Source organism: Leptospira inadai serovar Lyme str. 10, from assembly GCF_000243675.2.
Classification (GTDB): domain Bacteria; phylum Spirochaetota; class Leptospiria; order Leptospirales; family Leptospiraceae; genus Leptospira_B; species Leptospira_B inadai.
On record NZ_AHMM02000017.1, the window covers coordinates 222,358 to 241,998 of the forward strand.

A 19,641-nucleotide genomic window follows, 5' to 3' on the forward strand; every position below is an offset into this window, starting at 1 on the left:
AAACAACCACATCGAAATATAATACTTTAATTAAATTCATCTGAAGAGAGTCGATACCCTCATCTTCTATAAAACCGATTCACACTTTCCGCAACGAATTCTATTTCTTCCCGTTTTAGATACTGATGGATGGGCAAAGTCAAAATCCTCCGGGATTGCGTTTCGACTACTGGAAAATCGCCGGTTTTATATCCCAAATTCTTGCTGGCGGGTTGCAAATGAATTGGAATCGGATAATGGATCGAAGTCTCCACTCCCAAATCTGCCAGATAATTCTTCAGCTCGTCCCTCCTCTCCACTTGAATCACAAACGTATGAAACGTGTTAAACTCTTCCGGCTTATCCGCGGGAATGAATACGAAATTTTTATCCAATAGTTTTTTATATAATTCCGCGTTCTCCCGTCTAAGCCTAATCAATTCCTGTAATTTGGAAATTCGATAGTTCAGAATGCCGGCTTGCAACGCGTCCATTCTGGAAACCAGTCCGAAGAATTCTACCGTGTTGCGATCAACCAAACCGTGATTCCTGTAACGACTTACGTTTTGAAAGACCTTCTCGTCGTTCGTAGTCAAAAAGCCGCCGTCTCCGCAAGCATTCAGGTTCTTAAGAGGATGGGTGGAAAAACATCCGACCGCCCCGAAGGATCCACTCATTCTATCGCTCCATTTAGAGCCTATCGATTGGGCAGCGTCCTCTATCACAGGAATTGAATATTTTTCGGAAACTCGAAGGATTTCTCCCATCGAAGCAACCCTTCCCGTTAAATGAACGGGCATGATCGCCTTGGTTTTTTTGGTGATTGCTTTTTCTATCTTTTGCGGGTCTATGTTTTGGTCCTCGCATACGTCTACAAAAACGGGAACTGCCTTTAGATGCACTATGGCCGCTGTGGAAGCGATAAACGAATTAGGAGGAGTAATGACTTCATCCCCCGGCCTTACTCCCAGCGCAGCCAAACCGCACATTAACGCATCCGTCCCGCTGTTGAGGGCAACGGCGTATTTTACTCCGCATAGCTTCGCGGCGGCTTCTTCGAACTTCTCGACCTGATTTCCTCCGATATAATTTCCGGAGCTTAGTATCGATTCGATTACAGGCAACAATTCCAGCTTCTCTCTTTCCCATTGCAAGGAAAGGTTCACGTAATGGACTTTATTCTTCGTTGTCATTTTAAAGAAACGTAAAATTCCTTAACGGTTTCTATAACATAATCCATTTCTTCTTTCGCAAGATGCTGATCACAGGGGAAAGTGATGATCTTCTTGGTATGTCCATCAGTTATCGGGAAGTCGCCTTCCTTATAGCCGTATTTTGCCAAAGCTCTCTGGCGATAGATTGGGATCGGGTAATGAATCTTCGCTTCGATCCCCTTTTTGACGCAATAATCCAGAAGCTCGTCTCTCTTTTCGGCAAATACGATGTACAAGTGATAAACTATTCTGAAGCCTTCCGGGCGAGGCGGAAGCTTGATTTGGGGAATCAAGGAAAGGTTTTTATCGTAATAATTCGCATTTTCTATTCTCTTATCCGAAATTTCCACCGCGTTCGGTATCAACCAATTACCGACTACGGCCTGAATCGTATCCAATCTGGAATTGCAGCCTAAGATTTCCACTTGATCTCTATTGATGAGACCATGGTTTCTCAGCAATCGCAGATGCTCGGCTAACGCGTCGTCGTTAGTCGTTATCACTCCTCCGTCAGACCATACATTCAAATTCTTTAATGGATGAAGAGAGAAAGCGCCGGAATTACCCCAAGTTCCCGCCTTTTTTCCGTCAATAGCGCCTAAGATGGACTGACAGGCGTCCTCAACGATCGGCAGGCCGTACTTTTGAGCGATCGGAAGAAGCTTCCGCATATCGGTCATATATCCGGTAAAATGCACGGGCAGGATCGCCTTCGTCTTTTTCGTTATGGCTTTTTCCAATAACTCGACGTTCATACAAAACGTATCGTCGCAATCCACGAATACGGGAATCGCACCTAATTCGGCAATGGCGCCTACGGTCGCCACGAACGTATTTGCAGTCGTGATCACCTCGTCTCCGTGGCCGATCCCCAAAGCCTTTAATGAAAGTTTAATGGCATCCGTTCCGGAATTCACACCGATCGCGTGTTTTGTCTCGATCAACTCGGCAAACTTCCGTTCAAATTCGACGAGAGGTTTACCCAACGTAAAATCACCTGTGATTACGAATTTCTTCAGATCATCCCAGAGATCGTCGCAATTCGCGAATTGTTGGCTTAAATAAGAATATCTTACCTGCATCATTTTTACCTTAACTTGACCGATTGCATTCTTTTGATATTGAAATATCTCTCATTCGTGAGGGAATCCGGAAGAAGATTAGCGTCAAAGGCTTTCTTTAAGTCTTCTACCGCCTCCTTTATGGAATGATTCGCTCTAAAGCCGAGAACCTTAAAAAATTTTTCCGAGGAGACATGGTAGGACCTATTATCATTAGTAGGCGTAGTAATCAACTTCACGTCATCTCCGACCGCCTCTTTAACCATCGTAGCGATTTCCAAAACCGTATGGTTCTGGTACCCGGCATTAAATACGTCCCCGGCAATTTTTTCCTTGGGAGCTTTTAATAAAACAAGATACGCCTCGACCATGTCCGCGATATGAATGTTCGGACGTAGCTGAGAACCTCCGAACACACTAATTTCTCGTTTATGATAGGCTAGGTTCGTGAGAATATTCACCACCACATCCAGCCTCTGACGCGGAGAATAACCGCAAACCGTCGCAGGACGTATCGTAACGGTTGTAAAATCATCGGATTGGTATTCTGCCAGTATTTTCTCGCAATCGGCTTTGAACTTGGAATAATCGGTAAGAGGTTCTAACTCGAAATCTTCGGTAACATTCTGAACTTCTTTGATTCCGTAGACCGAAGATGAAGAAGCATATATGAATCTTTTAGCTCCGCTTTTTTTGCTGATTTCCACTAATGGACGAAATGCATCCAAATTAATAGATTTTCCCAAATCAGGATTCAGCTCAAAGCTAGGGTCATTCGAAATACAAGCTAGATGAATAACGGCATCATGCCCCGGAATACTCCGTTCCAGAATCGCTCTGTCCCGAATATCGCCTTCGATCTTCTTCAAATTCGGATGATCTTTTAGAACCTCTTCCCCGTATAGCATTAGGTCGAGAACGGTTACCCCGTAACCTTCTTCGAGTAAACGTGGGACCAGGACTGCTCCTACGTAGCCGGCACCACCGGTAATATAAATACTCTTGATCTCTTGAGACATGTTTACTCCAAATTCTTAATAAAGTTTTCTAATTTCTGTCTGGAAACGGGGATATTTCCGATTGTCTGAACGGCCAAAGCCGCCACGCAGGCTCCGATCGCGGACGCTTCCATCAGGTTGGCACCGGAACAAATACTAACCGCCATCGCCGCGAATAGGGAATCGCCGGCTCCGGCAACATCCACCGGATTCGAAATAAGGGCCGGGAAATGTTCCTTTTTTCTAAAATGCCCTGGCGAATCGTTCGAATATGCGATAAAACCTTCAGCCCCCAGCTTAACGAGCAAGTTCTTTGAACGAGTACGTTCCAACAAAGTATTGGCAATCCATTCTAAACCGGCTTCGTGATCGCTTAGGGCAATCCTCGCTTCCCTTTCCGTTGGGCAGATTAAATGAAAATCCTCGAACTTGGCCACATTACCGACCTGACTACTACATTGCAGATCCCCGAAAAGAAAGATTCCTTTTTCCCTAGCTATCGATTGGATTTCCGAAAGTATTCTCGGAGTAACTACGCCGTAGACGAAATCACAAATTAAAATTCCGTCGAAGTCGGGGGCAATCAGCCGAAGTTTTTCCAGGAATTGATCCTCGATATTTTTAGATAGAGAATGCTCCTTCAAGCGACTAACCCTGAACAGCTTCTGGTTTTCAACCATATAACGAATTTTGAAAGTAGTCGGACGAGTAGAGTCTCGAATCAAGTGAACCCCGATACCGTTCCCTTCGAGATCGCGACGGACCAGATCCGCATTCGGGTCCTCTCCTACAACGGATAAAAAGGAACATTCCGCACCTAACGCATTCACGTGGGCCGCAACGACACCGGCGCCTCCTACAAATTCCTTTGTCTCCAATTCCCTAACGACCAAAACCGGTGCTTCCGCACTCATCCCGATCGCATCGCAGGCAACGTATTGGTCTACGATTGTATCTCCGATGACGAGTATTTTAGAACCGGAAAAATTCGCGATGCGAGAAAGCAAGCCATCAGAACTCACTCCCTGCCTTTTGCAGGATTGCAGGAATAAATGTCTTCGCTCGGTCTCGATTTCCGACTGGCTTCCATGAAGAAGCTCCGAACTAGCATAGTGAATTTCGCCCGCATGAAAGACGACCTGCCCACCCTGTTCTTGAATTTCGGCGATCGCCTCGCGAATATCCTGCCGCTGCGAACCCTCGAATTCTTTTCCGAGAACGAGTATGGAAGGTTTGGTTCTGGATATCAATTGATTCAAGGATATCTTGTCTAATACGAAAACCGAATCCACAAAATGTAGGGAAGCAACTCCTTCGGCTCTCTCCATTTGCCGAAAATATTTATTACGTTTCGCTTCTAGGTTGTCGTCGCCCAGAACCGCGACCTTCAGTCCCTTTGACAGACTTTTTGCATATTGCAAAAAACGAATATGTCCGGGATGGATCACGTTAAAATGTCCGTAGCAGAGAACGAATGGTTGGTCCGTCCCATGATCGTTCAGTTGAGCAAGATCGCCTATCAATCGTATTTTTTGAGAGTTGGAGGTCATGATCTGGAATTTATTAATTTGAAGATCGAACTAGTTCGGAAGCTGGATAACCATTCGTCCGGATCGTCCTCGTTCGGAAATTGGATTTGACCCTGCGCTCGCATCAAGGACTCTTGATTGCCTATATCCCTCATGATGCCCTTATTTTCCCACGTCGCTATCTTCCCTAGAAACTTAGGCAATACCTGATTACTGAAGTCGTGAATCTCCGGCCTGGCGTGTAACCACTCGAGAAGCTCGGGACTAATAAGATAGATGGCGGCGTTTGCTAAATTGCCAGGCGGGTCTGGTATTTTTTCATAAAAATTTCTCACTATGTTCAGTTCGTCAAGCTCCACAATTCCGCAAGTTCGCGGAGTATCAGTCCGAAACGTCATCATCGTCATCAACGTTCCGGACGGTCGCTTAAACAGATGATAATCTATGAAATCCCTAAAATCGCATGCACAGAGATTATCACCGTGAACCAATAGAGTCGTCTTACCTTTGAAAAATTTGTAGTTCTGAAGAAGCGTGCCTGCAGTCCCTAAAAGAACAGGCTCGAACACCGCTTGGACCCTGCCTTGAAATTTCGGTCTATCTAAAAATTCGAATACTTTCTCCTTTAGATAATGAACGTTTACTAATACGTCCCTGATCCCGAGTGCGAAGATCTGATCCAACCAAATTTCCAAAAGGGGCTTACCGGAAATCGGCATCAAACATTTGGGCCATTCATCCGTATAAGGTCTCAGCCTGGTACCCAGGCCCGCTGCCAACACTAAGGCGCCAATCATGTCGCGATTACTTTGTGTCACCTAAGTATTTAAACCAATCGGAGGTCGCTTTTTCTATTTTATCCGGCGTCCAGACAGGAGCCTCCCTCCAATAGTCGATATTCTTAATAAGCTCGGCCACTCCTTGTTCGATAGAAACCATAGGGTTCCAATTCAGTTCCTTTCGAATTTTGGAAATATCTGCATATGTGGAATCAGGTTCCCCCGGTCGTTTCGGGATATGAATCGACTCTCCACCTAATAACTCCACGATCCGATTGATGGAAACAGTCGCGCCGCTTCCGACATTGTAAATTTCCGAAACTTTATCGCTCTTAGCTGCGGCAAAAACCGCCTCGGCCACATCGGTAACATAGGTAAAATCCCGTGTTTGGTTTCCGTCTCCCACGATCGTATAAGGTTTGTTAGCCAGTTTTTGCGCGAGAAAGACTCCGAATACCGCTCCGTAGGTGCCTGAAGTCCTAGATCTTGGACCGTACACGTTGAAAAATCGTAAGGACAAAGCCGGAAATTTATAAACCTGAGCCCAATGCATGACCAATTCCTCCCCCATTCTTTTCGTCAAAGCATAGGGATACTGCGGCAGAATCGAAGCCGTCTCCGGTGTCGGATAATTTTCCGGAATGCCATAGCAGGAAGAAGAAGCTGCATAAACGAATCTTTTAACCCCATGATGCCTGCTGGCTTGTAAAACATTGAGCGTCCCGACTACATTGGATTGAAAATACCCTTCCGGATTTTGGATGCTCGGAACGATATCCGCGAGCGCCGCCAAGTGAAAAACGCAATCGACGTTCTTAAATTTAAAGATCCAATCCCCTTGCACGGATAAATCGCACTCGAATAAATCGATATGGTTTTTTACGTGTTCTAGATTGAACGATCGTCCTGTACTGAAATTGTCCAGAACCACGACCTCAAAATTATTTTTCAATAAAACGTCTACTAGATGGCTACCGATAAAACCGGCTCCTCCCGTAACGACTGCTTTCATCATTTAGATTCCTGACCTTTTTTGTACATCCACTGCATCAATATATGCCCGACGATCAGTTGCAAATCCTCGGAAATTTGCATGTCATCGATCTCAAAATGGATTGGATACTGGGCTATTGACTTGGCCTTGCCTCCCGTGTATCCGAGAACGGCAAACGTTTTCATCGCTAAACGGTTTCCAATTTCCAAGGCCTTGAGAATATTGGGGGAGTTCCCACTTCCCGATAAAACGATCAGTATATCCTTCTCGTTAGCCTTGACTTCGAGCTGTTGCGAAAAGATAAACTCGTAACCTTCATCGTTAGCGATACATGTAATGACGGAGGAGTTTGCCGGTAGAGCTTCTATACGAAGTCCAATCCCTCGTCCCTTATCAATCCCGTAATTGAAATCATTGGCGAGATGAATAGCATTTCCCGCACTTCCCCCGTTTCCGCAAATATAAACCGTTTTTTTGGTTTTCCAAGCGTCCCATAGAGTCTCCGCAAGCATTTCTATCGCGGAGATATTCTCCGGAGTGAACACTTTCCCTAATCGGGAAGTGTAGCTCAAAATCATATCCTTCATCAACTTTCGCCTTCCAAAGAGTTTAAAACCAAGTTCGCGATCGCAAGAGAAGATGTAATTCCGGGCGATTCGATTCCGAGGAGGTTCACAAGCCCGGGCATGCCGTGCTCTTTTTCCGTCTGTATAAGAAAATCCGCAAATTTTTCCTTAGGTCCATGCAACTTAGGTCGAATACCCGCATAGCTCGGCTGCAGCTGATCCGCATGAATTTGCGGGAGATACCTCTTTACGGAATCGTAAAATTTCAATCTTAAAATCTCCGGTACTGCATAATTCTCTTCCGTGACCCATTCAACGTCGGGCCCGAAACGTACGCCCCCCGCTAAGTCCAGCGTTAGATGCACTCCAAGTCCGCCGATTTGAGGTAGTGGATAAATCAGATGCGAGACTGCGATATTCGCACCTGTTAAGGAAAAATAATGACCTTTCGCCATCTGAAAGGCTGGAAGCGCTTCTCTTGGGAAATCATGGATTTTTCCCAAGAAATCATAAGCGCCTAATCCGCAAGAGTTTATCACCTTTTTAGTGGTAAATTCGGTGCCGTCATTTAAAAGTATTTTCCAGTAACCCTGAATATGCTCCAGAAAAACCGGGCTTTTATTACAAATTAAAGTTCCGTATTCCCCGTTTAGATCGGCTAGATAGGAGCTCATCAAATCTTTCGTTTCGACAATTCCTGTTTCGGGAGAATAAATGGCGGCCACTGCACTGATATCCGGTTCTGCTCGTCTTATTTCCTCCTCGTTCCACAAGAACAGTTCATTGATCCCGTTTTGTTTCCCATTGGTATAGAGGGACTTCAGTTTCGGAATCTCATCCGACTCGACAGCAACGATCAATTTTCCCGTTTTTTTGAAAGGGACACCCCTTTCTTTACAATAATAGTAAAGAAGCTTTCTACCTTCGATACATAATTTGGTCTTTAAGGAATTAGCTCCATAGTAGATCCCTGAGTGGATTACCTCGCTATTCCGAGAACTGATCCCAGTACCGAACTGACTCTCTTTTTCCAGAACAAAAAAATTCTTCTTTCTTGCCGCCAGTTCTTTGCCGCAAGCCAATCCGATTACACCTGCGCCAAAAACCACATACTCAATATCAGCCAAATATCACCGAATCCTAATCATTTTCGAACATTACCGTTTACGAAATCCGAATATGCTAACCTTATACCTTCATTCAGGTCCGTTTTAGGCTTCCAACCCAATTCCCTCAACCGGCTCGAATCCAAAAGTTTGCGCGGAGTTCCATCAGGTTTCGTCGAATCCAATGTAATTTCCCCCTGATAACCGACCGCCTCTTTTACAATCTCGGCCAATTCACGAATGCTTACTTCGCAACCACTCCCTACATTGATGGTCTCGTTCGATAAATAATTTTTCATCAAGAACACGCAAGCATCCGCCAAGTCATCGACGAACAAAAACTCTCGCAAAGGTTTTCCCGTTCCCCACATTACGACTTGCTTGCTATTCGATACTTTTGCTTCATGAAAGCGTCGAATCAGGGCCGGAAGAACGTGCGAATTCATTGCATTATAATTATCTCCGATACCGTAGAGGTTCGTCGGCATAGCGGAAATAAATTGAGTGTGAAATTGCTTATTATAAAATTCGCACATTTTTAAACCGGCGATTTTAGCTATTGCATAAGCTTCATTAGTCGGTTCCAACAAGCCTGTTAGCAAAGAACTTTCCTTGATCGGCTGTTCCGCGTATTTCGGATAAATGCAAGAAGATCCCAAAAAAAGGAGCTTCTTAACGCGATATATATAAGAGGAATGAATTAGATTATTCTGAATTTGTAAATTATTGTATATAAAATCGGCCGGATACGTATCATTTGCGTAAATCCCTCCGACTCGCGCGGCGGCGATAAAAACGTAATCCGGTCTGTATTCTTTGAAAAATCTCTCTACGTCTTCTTGACGAAGCAAATTCAATTCTTCCGAACTGTGCCCAATTACGTTCTTAAAACCTTCTTCACGCAGCACTCTATCGATAGCGGATCCCACCATCCCGTAAATTCCGGCTATAAATATTCGAGCGTCTTTTTCCATTAGATTAGAACCTTCTAATATTTTCCTCAAGGGGTTTCCGGAGTTTTCCAAAGCGATCATAGATCGCTTTTTTCGACCCTATCCGGCAAGACAAATTCACCTGCAAAAAATAAACCTCATAAGATTGATTATATTGCGCATAAATGGCTATACTGATCCAGGCTCTTCGGACATCCCGTCTTCCCGAATTCCCAATTTTTCCAACTCTTCCCTTAGCTCTTCATATTCTCTTTTCTTAATAGAATAATAAGTCAGAGTTAACTTGATTTTCTCCTCAAGTCCGGAAGGGGTAAGAATATAAGCATAGGCCAGCTTATTCTTACTATTCTTAAAATTCTTCGCCTTGATCCAACCTTTCTCCAGGAGCGCCTTAAGACAGTAATTAGTCTTACCTAAGCTAATCCCGAGCGCACTAGCCAAATCTCTTTGGTTAAAGTCCGGACGATCTTCGATCAGTTTTAAAATTTTATGCCTGAGTTCGTCGGTCATTGGATTTGCAAAACGGGAACGTTTCTGGCGAAGCCCCGGGAAAACCGGAAGGAAGAATGACGATTCTTCGGAATAAGTCCCCTGGACGTAGCTTCGCCCCTTGGGTCCCATTCCATTTAAATCGAGTCCAGTAAATTGGATAAAAGGCGAGTGTCAAGAATTTTGTTCAAGATTTGAACGGACGAGCAGAGGATGGACAAGCGGAGGACAGAGCTCAGAAGACAGATGCATTCGCTTTGCTCATGCTAGACAGAAGCTGCATGGTGTTGGAAAAGTTACAGAAGCAGAGGAAAGATCCATTATAACACAAGAATCTTTCTCTAGAACGTGGAAATTTCGTTTATCAATGTTCTGTCCTCTGCAGAAGACAGAGGACAGAAGACTGAAGACAGTAGCTGCTCGAAGTTAGAAAGGCAGCTGTGGTAGAGGTGTTAGAATCTAATATAACACAGGAATCTTTCGCTAGAACAGGGAATCTCCGCTCATCGATGTTCTGTCCTCAGCCTTCTGTCCCAAAGAATAGCACTATTTAATCACGAGTGCTAAATTTTATAAAAAAAAGTTGAAACTTTTTTAAAAATTGGCACTCTATATATATAAATGCTAATAAACAGGAGAGTTTAGAAATGAGACACCAAGTCGACCTTTTCCATCAAATGCGCAGAATGCAAAACCGAATTCATAACCTATTTGATCCCGTATGGGAAGGTGGTCGCGCATTTCCCGCAGTAAATGTCTATTCCAACGAAGATCGGATCATCGTTACTGCCGAAGTCCCGGGTTTAAGTCCCGAAGATTTGGAAATTACCGTAGCTCATAATTTGCTTACGATCCACGGAGAAATCAAAGACCCTGCTCAAGAATCGGGAACTAAACCTCGTAGATTGGAACGATCTCGAGGAAAATTCAAACGGGCTCTCGAATTACCGGTCGCCGTCGATTCCGAGAAAGTACAGGCCACTGTCAAGGATGGAGTTCTTACTCTAGCGCTTCCGGTCCAAGAGAGTGAAAAGCCGAGAAGAATCAAAATCGAAACCCAAGCCTAAATAGGAGGAAATATAAAAATGAGCATTGAAGAACTTACTAAAAATCAAGAAACTACGACCGATCAAAATAAATCGGATAACGAAAAGAAGGAAACCGATCGCAAACCGGTCTACACGCCTGCAACCGACGTTTATTCGGACGAAGAAAAATATCTCCTAGTGCTGGATCTGCCTGGCGTAAAGGAAAGCGATCTTGAGATTAGCTTGGAGAAAGATGAACTCAAGATCGTCGGCAAAACTTCCCTTATAGAAACCGATGGCAATTTGCGTTATTCCGAATATAGAACGGGAGACTACCGTCGAAGTTTCGCGATTTCGGAACCGTTAGACGAGGAGAAAATTTCCGCGGTACTTTCCAACGGAATTTTGAAAGTCACTCTTCCTCGCCGGAAGCCGTCGATTAAAAAAATTGAGGTTAAAACAAACTAGACCGAACTTCTTCACCTGAATCGAACGGACCACGCTCTGTTCAAACCGATTTGCCCGGGGATCCACTCCGGGATTTTTTTGCCATCTTCGATCGGCTCGAATTCTATGGACTTACGAAGACATTATCTCTTCTTTCCCTATCCAACCTTTTCATGACGTTTGCATGGTATGGTCATCTGAAATTCTTCAGCGAATTACCGCTTTGGAAAACGACCCTGCTGTCCTGGGAAATCACACTCTTCGAATACATCCTTATGGTGCCTGCCAATAGAATCGGCTTCTCGGAGGAAGGATTCAGCGGCTTCCGGCTAAAGATCTTGCAGGAAATCATCACGATAACCGTCTTTATCGGATTTGCGAGTTTGATTTTAAAGGAAGAGATGAAATGGAATCCTGCTGTTAGTTAATTCTATTAGCGGTGGCATTCGCATTCTACGATAAAAAAAAAGAGACTTATATTAAATCGTCGGCGAGCCGTTATTTCTACAGAAAGTCCGTATCGGCCGCAATCCGGCAAACGCGTTAAACCTTATCCATCCAGGCCGCAATTTCTTTCGTCAGGTCTTCCGGATTCGTTCCCGTCGGGAACGCAGCCAAAATATTTCCCTTTTTATCGACTAGGTAGATTAACAAAGTATGATCCACTCCGTATCCTGATTCTTTAGCGGGAAGAATTACTTTTTTTGAAATTACTCCGAATCCTAACTGCAATGAATCGATATCCTTTTTGGAACCGGTTAGAGCCACCAGCGAATTTCCCGGAAAGGTCGAAACATACTTTTTCAAAACTTCCGGAGAATCTCTCTCCGGATCGACCGAAATAAAAACCGGCCTAACTCTGCCGGAGGAATCTTTTAATCCCTTTAGCGCCGAACCGATCTCTTCGATAGCCAGAGGACACATATCCGGACAATGCGAGAATCCGAAATAAACTACGAATATATCCCCTTTTAATCCGGAAAGCGAGGTTACCTTCCCTTCCGTATCCTTGAGAGAAATCGTTTTCCATTCGGCAATCGGCGACTCGGACGCAAAACCCTGTTTTCTATTAAAAAATCGAGGAGCCAATCCGATTATGACTCCGGCAAAAACGACGATAAAACCGATGATGATCTTTCGTAAATTCATATATCCTAATATACCTAATAACTTTAAAACCGGACTGCCGTAAGATTCATACCGCGACGATCCATCCCATTGCGCCCCTATCCGCCATATAAGTCTGGTGAGGATGAAACATGTACCTCCCCCGCTTCGTTAAGGTAAATTCCACAATCACTCTTTCCGTCTGTCCGAGGGTAACTACGTCGGTATGTTCGTCCGGAGTCAGTTTTGTTCCGGTTCTAAAAACGTCAAACGTCTGAGAATGGAGATGAAAGGAAGCTATGGGATCGAACTCGGTCATATTCGCGATGTACAATCGGACTTTTTTTCCGACCGGGACCTTGATCGGAAAGCGATCATAAAATCCCGCCATGCCGTTCCAAGAATAAATATCATTCCTTCCCCTTTCATTCAAATCCCAACCGGAAAGAATCAGCATGTATTCAAGTGCAGGCGGTCGGCCTCCCGGCGGATCCACGATAAATCCGCCGTACAATCCCTTAGACATATGACTCGCCAACGGAGGAACATGACAATGATACGGATGAAATCCTATAGGTCCGGCCTGGATTTTATAAAGCCGGTCTCCGCCCGGGATTACCGGTTCCCATCCGTCTTCTTGAGGATCATGGGTTCCATGAAAATGAATGGAATGCGGATGAGCGGATTGATTGCGAAAAAGAATTTCCATTCTTTGGCCTTCCTTGGCCCTAAGAACTCGTCCTGGAACGATACCGTCGAAGGTCCAAGCATTTACGATCGTATTATGCGCGACCGTCAACGGAGTTTCTATAATATTGATCTCCGTTTTAAAGGACTTACCCGAGGGAGCCTCCGATACCGATTTATGTAATTCCATTCGATCCAAAAAACCGGAATCGGTAAACATAGGAGGATGAACCATGCTACCGTAGGAGTTGCCTCCGACAGCTCCGGGAAGCCGGACGGAGGTGACGCTTGAATTGATGGAAGTGGGAGTTGTTTTACAGAAGGCAGGATCGTCTTTTTTTTCGGAACCTATTCTTGCAAATCCCGATCCTGCTGCAAGACCGGCTCCTCCGAGCCCTAACCAGCGCAGGAATTCCTTACGATCCATTCTCGACCTCTATTAAAATTTTGCCAACGAGGAGACAAGGATCACTAAAATCAGCAGTCCTCCTCCTCCGTAGACAAGAGATTTCTTGGCCCAATCCGGTATCTTAGATCCGCCGAAGATATGATACGCGGCGGCACCCAAAAGCGGAACTACCACGATCGCGGCAGTCCAGAGACTTCCTTGTTTAGGAGTGACATCCTCCCTCTTGGCTAAATCCACGAGAGCCAAGGAAGCCCATAACGCGAAAAGTATGTACGGAAGATAATAACCGTAAAAATTAAATAGAAGCGTAAAAAAACCGGGATCAAAAATTTCATTCGTATTCATAAAAATCTCCTAATGCAATAAAATATAAAATCGTTATATATCAAAAAAGCGTCGTTATTTTCCGGGATCAACCGCCAACGCTGCCGACTATGATTCCCGCCAAAATTACGAAGAAACCGATACAAAAGCCGAAACCGGTTCCCAGTAGAGTATGCCTCAGCCATTGGGGAATTTCGCTCTTACCGAATAAAAGATAGGAGCCGCCGCCGATATACGGTACAAAGGCGATAAAGGCAAGCCATCCGAATCGGTTCGGTTTTCCGGGATGCAAATAGATCAGATCAGCCGTGCTCAAACTGGTCAAACAAACGTATAGTAGCATCGGAAGAATATAACCGAACCAACGGAAAAGTAATACTTGAAGATCCAGAGGCCTAGGCAAGGACAAACTTCCTAGAACGTCTCCGAATTTCGGTTTCCGTTCTGCGAGTATTTTCTTGGACTCCTCCGGAAGAGCGACCTTCTTCAAATCCAATCCGAAATCCTCGTACGGATGAATCGCTGGTTTTACCGGCGCTCCGATTCCTCCCGGAATATTTTTCTGGAGAGGAGGAACCGGTTGGCTTTTCCAATCCCCGCTTTTGAAACGACCCAATGTTGCGTCGACCATAAGGGAAAGAATATTATAAGTCGGTAATAATTCCCCGCCGGCCGGAACCCGTATCCCACCGCCGCAGGAGGAGATTTTTTCCAGTAAAGGCGGAATGGAAGTTTGAAATTTATTCCCGGAAAAACAGTTTCCTATGCTGATCGGTCCGTTCAGACTCAAGTCTCCCAATCCCGAAGAATGAACCACGTTGTCTTCCACGATATTGGAATGGGAAAGCCAGAGATTCTCGTCCAGATTGGGAAGAATCGCGACTCCGAAATTATCGTGGCCGATAATTATATTATTCTTAATTACGTTCCTAAGTCCTCCCGCTATCAGGACTCCGGTTCCGTACGAGGGATATTCCAAAGCCTTATAGGGAGCGCTAAGATTATTATTATCATAAATTAAATTGTTTAGGATCGTAGTTTCCCGTTCCGGAGGGAGTAACTCCCGATCGAGAGAATTAGGCGCCAACCCGACGATATTATTTCTCCAGATGGAGCTTATGATATATAAATCTCCTCCTGCATTCGTACCGGAATATCCCAACGCGCTGTTTTCCGAAATTAAATCGTACAAAATCGCGCGACAAGGATAACACTGTCCGACGTAAATTCCCGAATCGGGAGATCCGGAAGCATACGAATGCTCCAGTACTCCGTTACTTGAATCGAACGCATAGAGTCCGTAATCTCCGTTATTATAAGCGGTCAAATAAGAACCCCGATAACCTTTGACTCCCGTCCAAAAAAAGCCGTTCAGAGTGGCGTTCCGAGCGGTCATATTTTCAATTGCGACTCCGTTCGCTCCTACTACGATCACTCCATTCCCGCGCTGGAATTGTCCGTCCAGGATGACCTTATTTCGATCCGTCCCGCGGAGAGTAATCGAAGGCGTAGTTACGACTACCTCCTCGTAATAGACTCCTTCGTCTATCAATACAAGATCACCCGGAGCGGCCGCATCGACTGCGTTTTGAATCGTAGGATAAACTTGCGGAACTTTACGAGTTACACCCGAAAAAGTTTCGACGGACTTCCAGGATTTTCCCACCTTAGCCGCCGGATTGAATGGGATGTTGCCGACTACAATATCCCCCACCATTCCTTGCTTACCGTCCGGAGAAGCATGAAAGGAACAAAAATAAGGAAACACTCCCTCCTTAGGAAACGTAACCCTCACCTTCGCCCCCCTGGGCATGACTAAATTACCGTACGCCTTTTCCGTGGACCAGGATCGATCCACGGCGATCGCGTTGTGAGGATTGGCGCCGGTATTCACAAATTCGACCATCCCGCCGATCGGGATTCTTTGCATTGGCGGTGAGAAGGCATTATCCACCATCACTATATGTGCGAAACCTTCCGACCCCCCGTCCTTGCTACAGGAAGAAATAACTCCTCCTAGCAGAATCCCAGAGACTAATAGTCCTAGCCAGGGAAGCAACCTGACGTGTTTCTTGTGAATCGACATCGGAACTCCTCTTATTTATGAGCTTTTGCTCACCTTCTGCAATAATTATATTGAAACCTTACTGACACAATCACTTTTTAAAAAGTTTATTTTCAACCAATTGTTATCATTAAGAATTTGAGATCGTTTCGTCGGGAGGAATCTTTCCTGCCCAACCAAAGCGCCACCAACCAGTTAATAAGGAAAGAACGGGCGAAAGTAAATTCAAAAACGCATACGGGAGGTATACGAGTGTCGGCACTCCCAATGCAGCAGCCATAAAAGAACCGCAAGAATTCCAGGGAACTAAGGCGGAAGTCATCGTTCCCGAATCTTCCAGGACTCGCGACAGGTTTCTAGAATCGATCCCTCTCCTCAAATACGCATCATGGAACATTTTTCCGGGTACAACGATCGCTAAATATTGGTCTGCACAAAGTAAATTGACTCCGATGCAAGTGAAGACCGTGCTCGAAAACAACGAGCCGTTCGTCTTCACCCTTTTTAAGATGAAATCGGCTATCGTTTTAGTCATTCCACCGCCCTCCATCGTTCCGGCGTAAAACATAGCCGATAAAATCAACCAGACGGTGGAGAGCATGGAAGACATTCCTCCTCGGGAAAGTAAATCGTCTACGACGGATTGTCCCGTTTTTACCTTCGTACCTTCCGACGCGGCTAATAGAATTTTTTGGAAGGAGGTGGATACCGCAACTTTCCAATCGCCTTGCTGTCCGTACAGATCGGCTTGGGTAAAGAGAGCCAAGACCGCACCGGAAAGGATTCCTATGAATAAAGCCGGAACTGCAGAAACTCGGAGGTAAATCATAAAAAACGTCAAGAAAGGCGGAATGAGAAGATACCAACCGATAGCCCAGCCCGAGCGTAATGCACTTACCACCGGCTGAACTGCGACCGAAGTTTCCCCTACTCCAAGGCTTAGCCCGAGTCCTAGCAAGGTAAACGCAACCAAACAGAATAGAAAAAGCGGGACCGTCGTCCTGGACATATTACGAATATGTGATATTAGAGAAACCCCGGTAATGGAAGAGGCCAGATTCGTAGTTTCGGAAGAAGGGGAAAGCTTATCCCCGAAGTAAGCACCCGAAACGATAGCACCGGCTACCATTCCTAAGGGAATTCCTAGCGCTGCCCCGACTCCGACCAAAGCAACGCCGACCGTACCGGCTGTCGACCAGGAACTTCCTGTCGCCAAGGAAACGACCGAAGAAAGTACCAATGCCGACGGTAAAAAGACGGAAGGACGAAGCAGTTCCAAGCCCCAAACGATTAACCCTGGAACGATTCCGGACCGAATCCATATTCCGATTAAGGCCCCGATCAATAGTAGAATTAAAATCGGCTGAAGGACGTTTCGCATGGAATCTAGTACGGTTTCTTCAAGTCGTTCCCAGGAAATTCCTCTCAATCTAGAAATTCCCGCAGAGAGCGCCGCCGCGCTGAACAAAAGAATCTGTGCGGGTCCTTCCGCAATGCCGCGACCGAAAACGAATCCGGCCCCCGCTAAGGACAAAACTAAAAAAGCGAACGGAAGTAAGGAGATTACGAGTCCTGGCCCCTCTCGATTCATACCAGCATATCCTCGGGGATTGGAGAGAAAATATCGATCCGCTTTTTAAGATAGGGATGCGGAAACTTTAAGGATATTGCATGCAAGGCTTGTCTCTCTCTACCGAGTCGATCCATCAAATTCGGTTGCTTACCCTCTATAAAATCCAAAAACACCGTTTCGTCGACTCCGTAGAGCTTATCTCCGAGTAACGGGAATCCGAGAGAATAGAGAGTCGCTCGAATTTGATGATTTCTGCCCGTTTTTGGAAAGCAAAGAATGCGGGAAAATCGTTTTCCGTCTAAAAAACCTCCGCCGAGCGATCGAAAGTCCGTGCTACTCGTCTCCCAGTCTTCGCTCGGTATTTGTGGAATCCTAGGATCTGCCGAATCATAGAATGCCCTTTTTTTTCGAATTTTAGATTCGGTATCGGGACCTAACCAGCCCGAAGCGGTCAGTCGTTTCGGAAAATCCCCCCAAACCAGACTAATATATATCTTATGCACCGACCTGGTCGAAAAGAAAGAAGCTAAACGAGACGCGGTTTCCGAATCCTTACCGAAAAGAACGATTCCGGAAGTTTCCCGATCCAGGCGATTTACTAGGTACGGTCTTCCGAACCTTCCGTCCGATTCCAGGATATCCACCAGATTATTCTTTCGATACCGTCCCGCCGCATGAACCGGCAGATCTCCGGATTTAGTGACGGCAAAAAAACGTTCTTCCTCGTAAAGGAGAGAAAAGCGAGTATCCACGCTAGGCTCCGGAAAATCGGAAGGAAGATACTCGACTTCTTCTCCTTCTCTTAAAATATGCGATGCCTTGCAAGGTTTCCCATCCAGACTTATTTTTCCGTCGGACAAATGTTTTTTCCAGCTGGACCGAGAAAGATACGTAAATCGTTTTGCAAGAAAGAGATCCAATCGTTCGCCTGCCTCTTCCTTTCCCACTCGAGTGCGAAGCGCAGTTTGATTCAGATCTTCTCTCCGGAATCGAATCCCATTTCGGGAATCTCCTCATAGACGGAACCGTCCGGGTCGGAATGTGGGATTTCCGTAGCCATCGATTCGGAACCGGTTCCGATCGTTTTTTCGTCAAAAGAGTCCTCGTCAGCCGAAACCTCCTCTCGAGCAGACTTCCTGCGGCTAGCCGATTCGTCCTCCGTATCCTTTTCCTCCGAACTCGGGGCTTGTTTGCCGCCGTCCTTTCCAAGCTTGGAATCCACGAATTGATTTAAGATTTCCTCTTCTCTCGCGTTTAAATTGAAGAACTGACAACCGACCCGAAAAAGTTTATCCGTGTTCGCGATATTTCGAATCACCGCTCGAAACGTTCCCTTGAGCTCTCGATTCAATTGCAAATCGAATAGTAAAGTTTCACCGACGGCAAAACTTCGGGAAAAGAAGATGGATTGCTGGTGAAAAAAACCGAGTCCATTTCTGCTGATGTCCTCCACTTGGCATTTTTCTTTCGACTCTTGGAAAAAGCCCGAGCTAATCACATCCCTGGAAATCGCAGCCGAGAAAAGGGTGATCTTATTATAATCTTCCGTATTCATCGGCGTTTCCGAAAGCACCTGAATGTACCCCAGCGGTGTATAATTTTTGTATCGTATCAATACGCAAATTTCCGAAACAAAACGGGATTCGATTTTATTAATAGAGATCAGCTTCAGGTATTCTTCCATCGGAACGAAATTGGCTCCTCCGGAATCTCTATTATAACGATTGATTATAAAAATGGACTGCTCGAAATTATACATGATCCTGAGACGGTTATCCATCCGATCCGAAAAATACACCAGCGAATCGTAATAGCTATCTTTGATTCGTTTGGCGTGTCTCTGGATAATCGCATCCACAGACTTATCCACGAAGCCTAACGATTTTCTTAAGTGCTGCTGGTTGATGAGATTATAAATGAGGATCGGTTCGCTATTTGCATTTTCAAATTCGACCCTTCCTTGAGCCCTCTTAGCCTCGGATACTTTTACAGCCTGGATTCTAAGCAATTCAAAACCGTTGGTATCGTTACGTGCTTCGACCGTAAAGACTCCATGAAAAAAATGGTAGTTATGAGTTAAAAAAAGGATCCGGATCTTGTCGTTAGTCGGTTTGCCGGGAACGGAAACGAGCAGAAAAAGATTATCCTTAATTCCCACGATTTTTACCGGATAGGAACGCCCCTTAATATCTACGGATACGGGAAGGCGTGTAAACAGTGTCTGGAGAATTTTCTCCAATGCATCGGTTTCCTTTACCGTTTTATCCAAGGCTTTCCCCCGATAGAATTAGCAATCAGACGACAATTAAGGGACGAATTTACTGGTCCCCTTC

General features: G+C 45.3%; 19 protein-coding genes and 1 pseudogene. 3 read left to right on the plus strand and 17 right to left on the minus strand.

All coding sequences use genetic code 11. From position 1 onward, the window contains the following. Window positions 1–59: 59 nt before the first annotated feature. The 10 genes from LEP1GSC047_RS10340 to LEP1GSC047_RS10385 form a co-directional block, all read right to left on the minus strand. Window positions 60–1,172, minus strand: coding sequence for a DegT/DnrJ/EryC1/StrS family aminotransferase (locus LEP1GSC047_RS10340; RefSeq protein WP_010418394.1), 1,113 nt, complete (start codon window positions 1,170–1,172; stop codon window positions 60–62). Beyond that, window positions 1,169–2,275: a DegT/DnrJ/EryC1/StrS family aminotransferase gene (locus tag LEP1GSC047_RS10345; protein WP_010418392.1), complete on the minus strand. Its 1,107-nt coding sequence runs from the start codon at window positions 2,273–2,275 to the stop codon at window positions 1,169–1,171. Before LEP1GSC047_RS10345 ends, LEP1GSC047_RS10340 begins: the two co-directional genes overlap by 4 nt. A 5-nt stretch (window positions 2,276–2,280) precedes the next feature. Next, window positions 2,281–3,273, minus strand: a complete 993-nt coding sequence (locus LEP1GSC047_RS10350) for an NAD-dependent epimerase/dehydratase family protein (RefSeq protein WP_010418388.1) — start codon at window positions 3,271–3,273, stop codon at window positions 2,281–2,283. A gap of 2 nt (window positions 3,274–3,275) precedes the next feature. Next, entirely contained in the window at window positions 3,276–4,802 is a 1,527-nt protein-coding gene (locus tag LEP1GSC047_RS10355) for a PfkB family carbohydrate kinase (protein ID WP_010418386.1), read from the minus strand. Beyond that, on the minus strand, window positions 4,799–5,578 hold the full coding sequence (locus LEP1GSC047_RS10360; protein WP_020988679.1) for a nucleotidyltransferase family protein: 780 nt from the start codon (window positions 5,576–5,578) through the stop codon (window positions 4,799–4,801). The genes LEP1GSC047_RS10355 and LEP1GSC047_RS10360 overlap by 4 nt, the downstream gene beginning before the upstream one ends. A gap of 7 nt (window positions 5,579–5,585) precedes the next feature. Next, complete coding sequence (locus LEP1GSC047_RS10365; protein WP_010418380.1) at window positions 5,586–6,572, minus strand: SDR family oxidoreductase; 987 nt, start codon at window positions 6,570–6,572, stop codon at window positions 5,586–5,588. After that, window positions 6,572–7,141, minus strand: coding sequence for an SIS domain-containing protein (locus LEP1GSC047_RS10370; protein WP_010418377.1), 570 nt, complete (start codon window positions 7,139–7,141; stop codon window positions 6,572–6,574). The genes LEP1GSC047_RS10365 and LEP1GSC047_RS10370 overlap by 1 nt, the downstream gene beginning before the upstream one ends. Next, window positions 7,141–8,247, minus strand: a complete 1,107-nt coding sequence (locus tag LEP1GSC047_RS10375) for an NAD(P)/FAD-dependent oxidoreductase (RefSeq protein WP_020988641.1) — start codon at window positions 8,245–8,247, stop codon at window positions 7,141–7,143. Before LEP1GSC047_RS10375 ends, LEP1GSC047_RS10370 begins: the two co-directional genes overlap by 1 nt. Window positions 8,248–8,264: 17 nt before the next feature. Beyond that, window positions 8,265–9,200, minus strand: coding sequence for a GDP-L-fucose synthase family protein (locus tag LEP1GSC047_RS10380; RefSeq protein ID WP_010418372.1), 936 nt, complete (start codon window positions 9,198–9,200; stop codon window positions 8,265–8,267). Window positions 9,201–9,347: 147 nt separating this feature from the next. Further along, the gene (locus LEP1GSC047_RS10385; RefSeq protein ID WP_020988694.1) at window positions 9,348–9,689 is read right to left on the minus strand and encodes a MarR family EPS-associated transcriptional regulator; all 342 of its coding nucleotides are present in this window, start codon (window positions 9,687–9,689) and stop codon (window positions 9,348–9,350) included. A 626-nt stretch (window positions 9,690–10,315) separates the two neighbouring features. Here LEP1GSC047_RS10385 and LEP1GSC047_RS10390 point away from each other — a divergent pair. From LEP1GSC047_RS10390 to LEP1GSC047_RS10400, 3 genes and pseudogenes are all read left to right on the plus strand, one after another. Continuing rightward, complete coding sequence (locus LEP1GSC047_RS10390; RefSeq protein WP_010418367.1) at window positions 10,316–10,735, plus strand: Hsp20/alpha crystallin family protein; 420 nt, start codon at window positions 10,316–10,318, stop codon at window positions 10,733–10,735. Window positions 10,736–10,753: 18 nt separating this feature from the next. Continuing rightward, a complete protein-coding gene (locus LEP1GSC047_RS10395; protein ID WP_010418364.1) occupies window positions 10,754–11,164 on the plus strand; it encodes an Hsp20/alpha crystallin family protein in 411 nt (136 codons plus the stop codon). A gap of 152 nt (window positions 11,165–11,316) precedes the next feature. Further along, window positions 11,317–11,690, plus strand: a pseudogene (locus LEP1GSC047_RS10400) (DMT family protein). Here LEP1GSC047_RS10400 and LEP1GSC047_RS10405 read toward each other — a convergent pair. The 7 genes from LEP1GSC047_RS10405 to LEP1GSC047_RS10435 form a co-directional block, all read right to left on the minus strand. Beyond that, complete coding sequence (locus LEP1GSC047_RS10405; RefSeq protein ID WP_010418358.1) at window positions 11,687–12,292, minus strand: SCO family protein; 606 nt, start codon at window positions 12,290–12,292, stop codon at window positions 11,687–11,689. The pseudogene LEP1GSC047_RS10400 and the gene LEP1GSC047_RS10405 sit on opposite strands and share 4 nt — an antisense overlap. Window positions 12,293–12,338: 46 nt before the next feature. Next, on the minus strand, window positions 12,339–13,364 hold the full coding sequence (locus LEP1GSC047_RS10410) for a multicopper oxidase domain-containing protein (RefSeq protein WP_010418355.1): 1,026 nt from the start codon (window positions 13,362–13,364) through the stop codon (window positions 12,339–12,341). A 12-nt stretch (window positions 13,365–13,376) separates the two neighbouring features. Then, the gene (locus tag LEP1GSC047_RS10415) at window positions 13,377–13,691 is read right to left on the minus strand and encodes a PLDc N-terminal domain-containing protein (protein ID WP_010418352.1); all 315 of its coding nucleotides are present in this window, start codon (window positions 13,689–13,691) and stop codon (window positions 13,377–13,379) included. 67 nt (window positions 13,692–13,758) lie between these two features. After that, complete coding sequence (locus LEP1GSC047_RS10420; protein WP_010418349.1) at window positions 13,759–15,756, minus strand: plastocyanin/azurin family copper-binding protein; 1,998 nt, start codon at window positions 15,754–15,756, stop codon at window positions 13,759–13,761. A gap of 109 nt (window positions 15,757–15,865) precedes the next feature. Then, complete coding sequence (locus LEP1GSC047_RS10425; protein ID WP_010418346.1) at window positions 15,866–17,326, minus strand: Na+/H+ antiporter NhaC family protein; 1,461 nt, start codon at window positions 17,324–17,326, stop codon at window positions 15,866–15,868. Next, window positions 17,323–18,228, minus strand: coding sequence for an RluA family pseudouridine synthase (locus LEP1GSC047_RS10430; RefSeq protein WP_052580704.1), 906 nt, complete (start codon window positions 18,226–18,228; stop codon window positions 17,323–17,325). The genes LEP1GSC047_RS10425 and LEP1GSC047_RS10430 overlap by 4 nt, the downstream gene beginning before the upstream one ends. Before the next feature lie 50 nt (window positions 18,229–18,278). Further along, window positions 18,279–19,577 (minus strand): PilZ domain-containing protein, encoded by a 1,299-nt coding sequence (locus LEP1GSC047_RS10435; protein ID WP_010418341.1) that lies wholly within the window; start codon window positions 19,575–19,577, stop codon window positions 18,279–18,281. Window positions 19,578–19,641 lie beyond the last annotated feature (64 nt).

What these genes read in the sequence shown, in the direction of transcription:
- LEP1GSC047_RS10360 (WP_020988679.1), bottom strand. Translation starts at nt 5,578, where the DNA reads ATGATTGGCGCCTTAGTGTTGGCAGCGGGCCTGGGTACCAGGCTGAGA.
- LEP1GSC047_RS10420 (WP_010418349.1), bottom strand. Translation starts at nt 15,756, where the DNA reads ATGTCGATTCACAAGAAACACGTCAGGTTGCTTCCCTGGCTAGGACTA.
- LEP1GSC047_RS10365 (WP_010418380.1), bottom strand. Translation starts at nt 6,572, where the DNA reads ATGAAAGCAGTCGTTACGGGAGGAGCCGGTTTTATCGGTAGCCATCTA.
- LEP1GSC047_RS10385 (WP_020988694.1), bottom strand. Translation starts at nt 9,689, where the DNA reads ATGACCGACGAACTCAGGCATAAAATTTTAAAACTGATCGAAGATCGT.
- LEP1GSC047_RS10370 (WP_010418377.1), bottom strand. Translation starts at nt 7,141, where the DNA reads ATGAAGGATATGATTTTGAGCTACACTTCCCGATTAGGGAAAGTGTTC.
- LEP1GSC047_RS10415 (WP_010418352.1), bottom strand. Translation starts at nt 13,691, where the DNA reads ATGAATACGAATGAAATTTTTGATCCCGGTTTTTTTACGCTTCTATTT.
- LEP1GSC047_RS10350 (WP_010418388.1), bottom strand. Translation starts at nt 3,273, where the DNA reads ATGTCTCAAGAGATCAAGAGTATTTATATTACCGGTGGTGCCGGCTAC.
- LEP1GSC047_RS10425 (WP_010418346.1), bottom strand. Translation starts at nt 17,326, where the DNA reads ATGAATCGAGAGGGGCCAGGACTCGTAATCTCCTTACTTCCGTTCGCT.
- LEP1GSC047_RS10390 (WP_010418367.1), top strand. Translation starts at nt 10,316, where the DNA reads ATGAGACACCAAGTCGACCTTTTCCATCAAATGCGCAGAATGCAAAAC.
- LEP1GSC047_RS10355 (WP_010418386.1), bottom strand. Translation starts at nt 4,802, where the DNA reads ATGACCTCCAACTCTCAAAAAATACGATTGATAGGCGATCTTGCTCAA.
- LEP1GSC047_RS10410 (WP_010418355.1), bottom strand. Translation starts at nt 13,364, where the DNA reads ATGGATCGTAAGGAATTCCTGCGCTGGTTAGGGCTCGGAGGAGCCGGT.
- LEP1GSC047_RS10345 (WP_010418392.1), bottom strand. Translation starts at nt 2,275, where the DNA reads ATGCAGGTAAGATATTCTTATTTAAGCCAACAATTCGCGAATTGCGAC.
- LEP1GSC047_RS10395 (WP_010418364.1), top strand. Translation starts at nt 10,754, where the DNA reads ATGAGCATTGAAGAACTTACTAAAAATCAAGAAACTACGACCGATCAA.
- LEP1GSC047_RS10340 (WP_010418394.1), bottom strand. Translation starts at nt 1,172, where the DNA reads ATGACAACGAAGAATAAAGTCCATTACGTGAACCTTTCCTTGCAATGG.
- LEP1GSC047_RS10405 (WP_010418358.1), bottom strand. Translation starts at nt 12,292, where the DNA reads ATGAATTTACGAAAGATCATCATCGGTTTTATCGTCGTTTTTGCCGGA.
- LEP1GSC047_RS10380 (WP_010418372.1), bottom strand. Translation starts at nt 9,200, where the DNA reads ATGGAAAAAGACGCTCGAATATTTATAGCCGGAATTTACGGGATGGTG.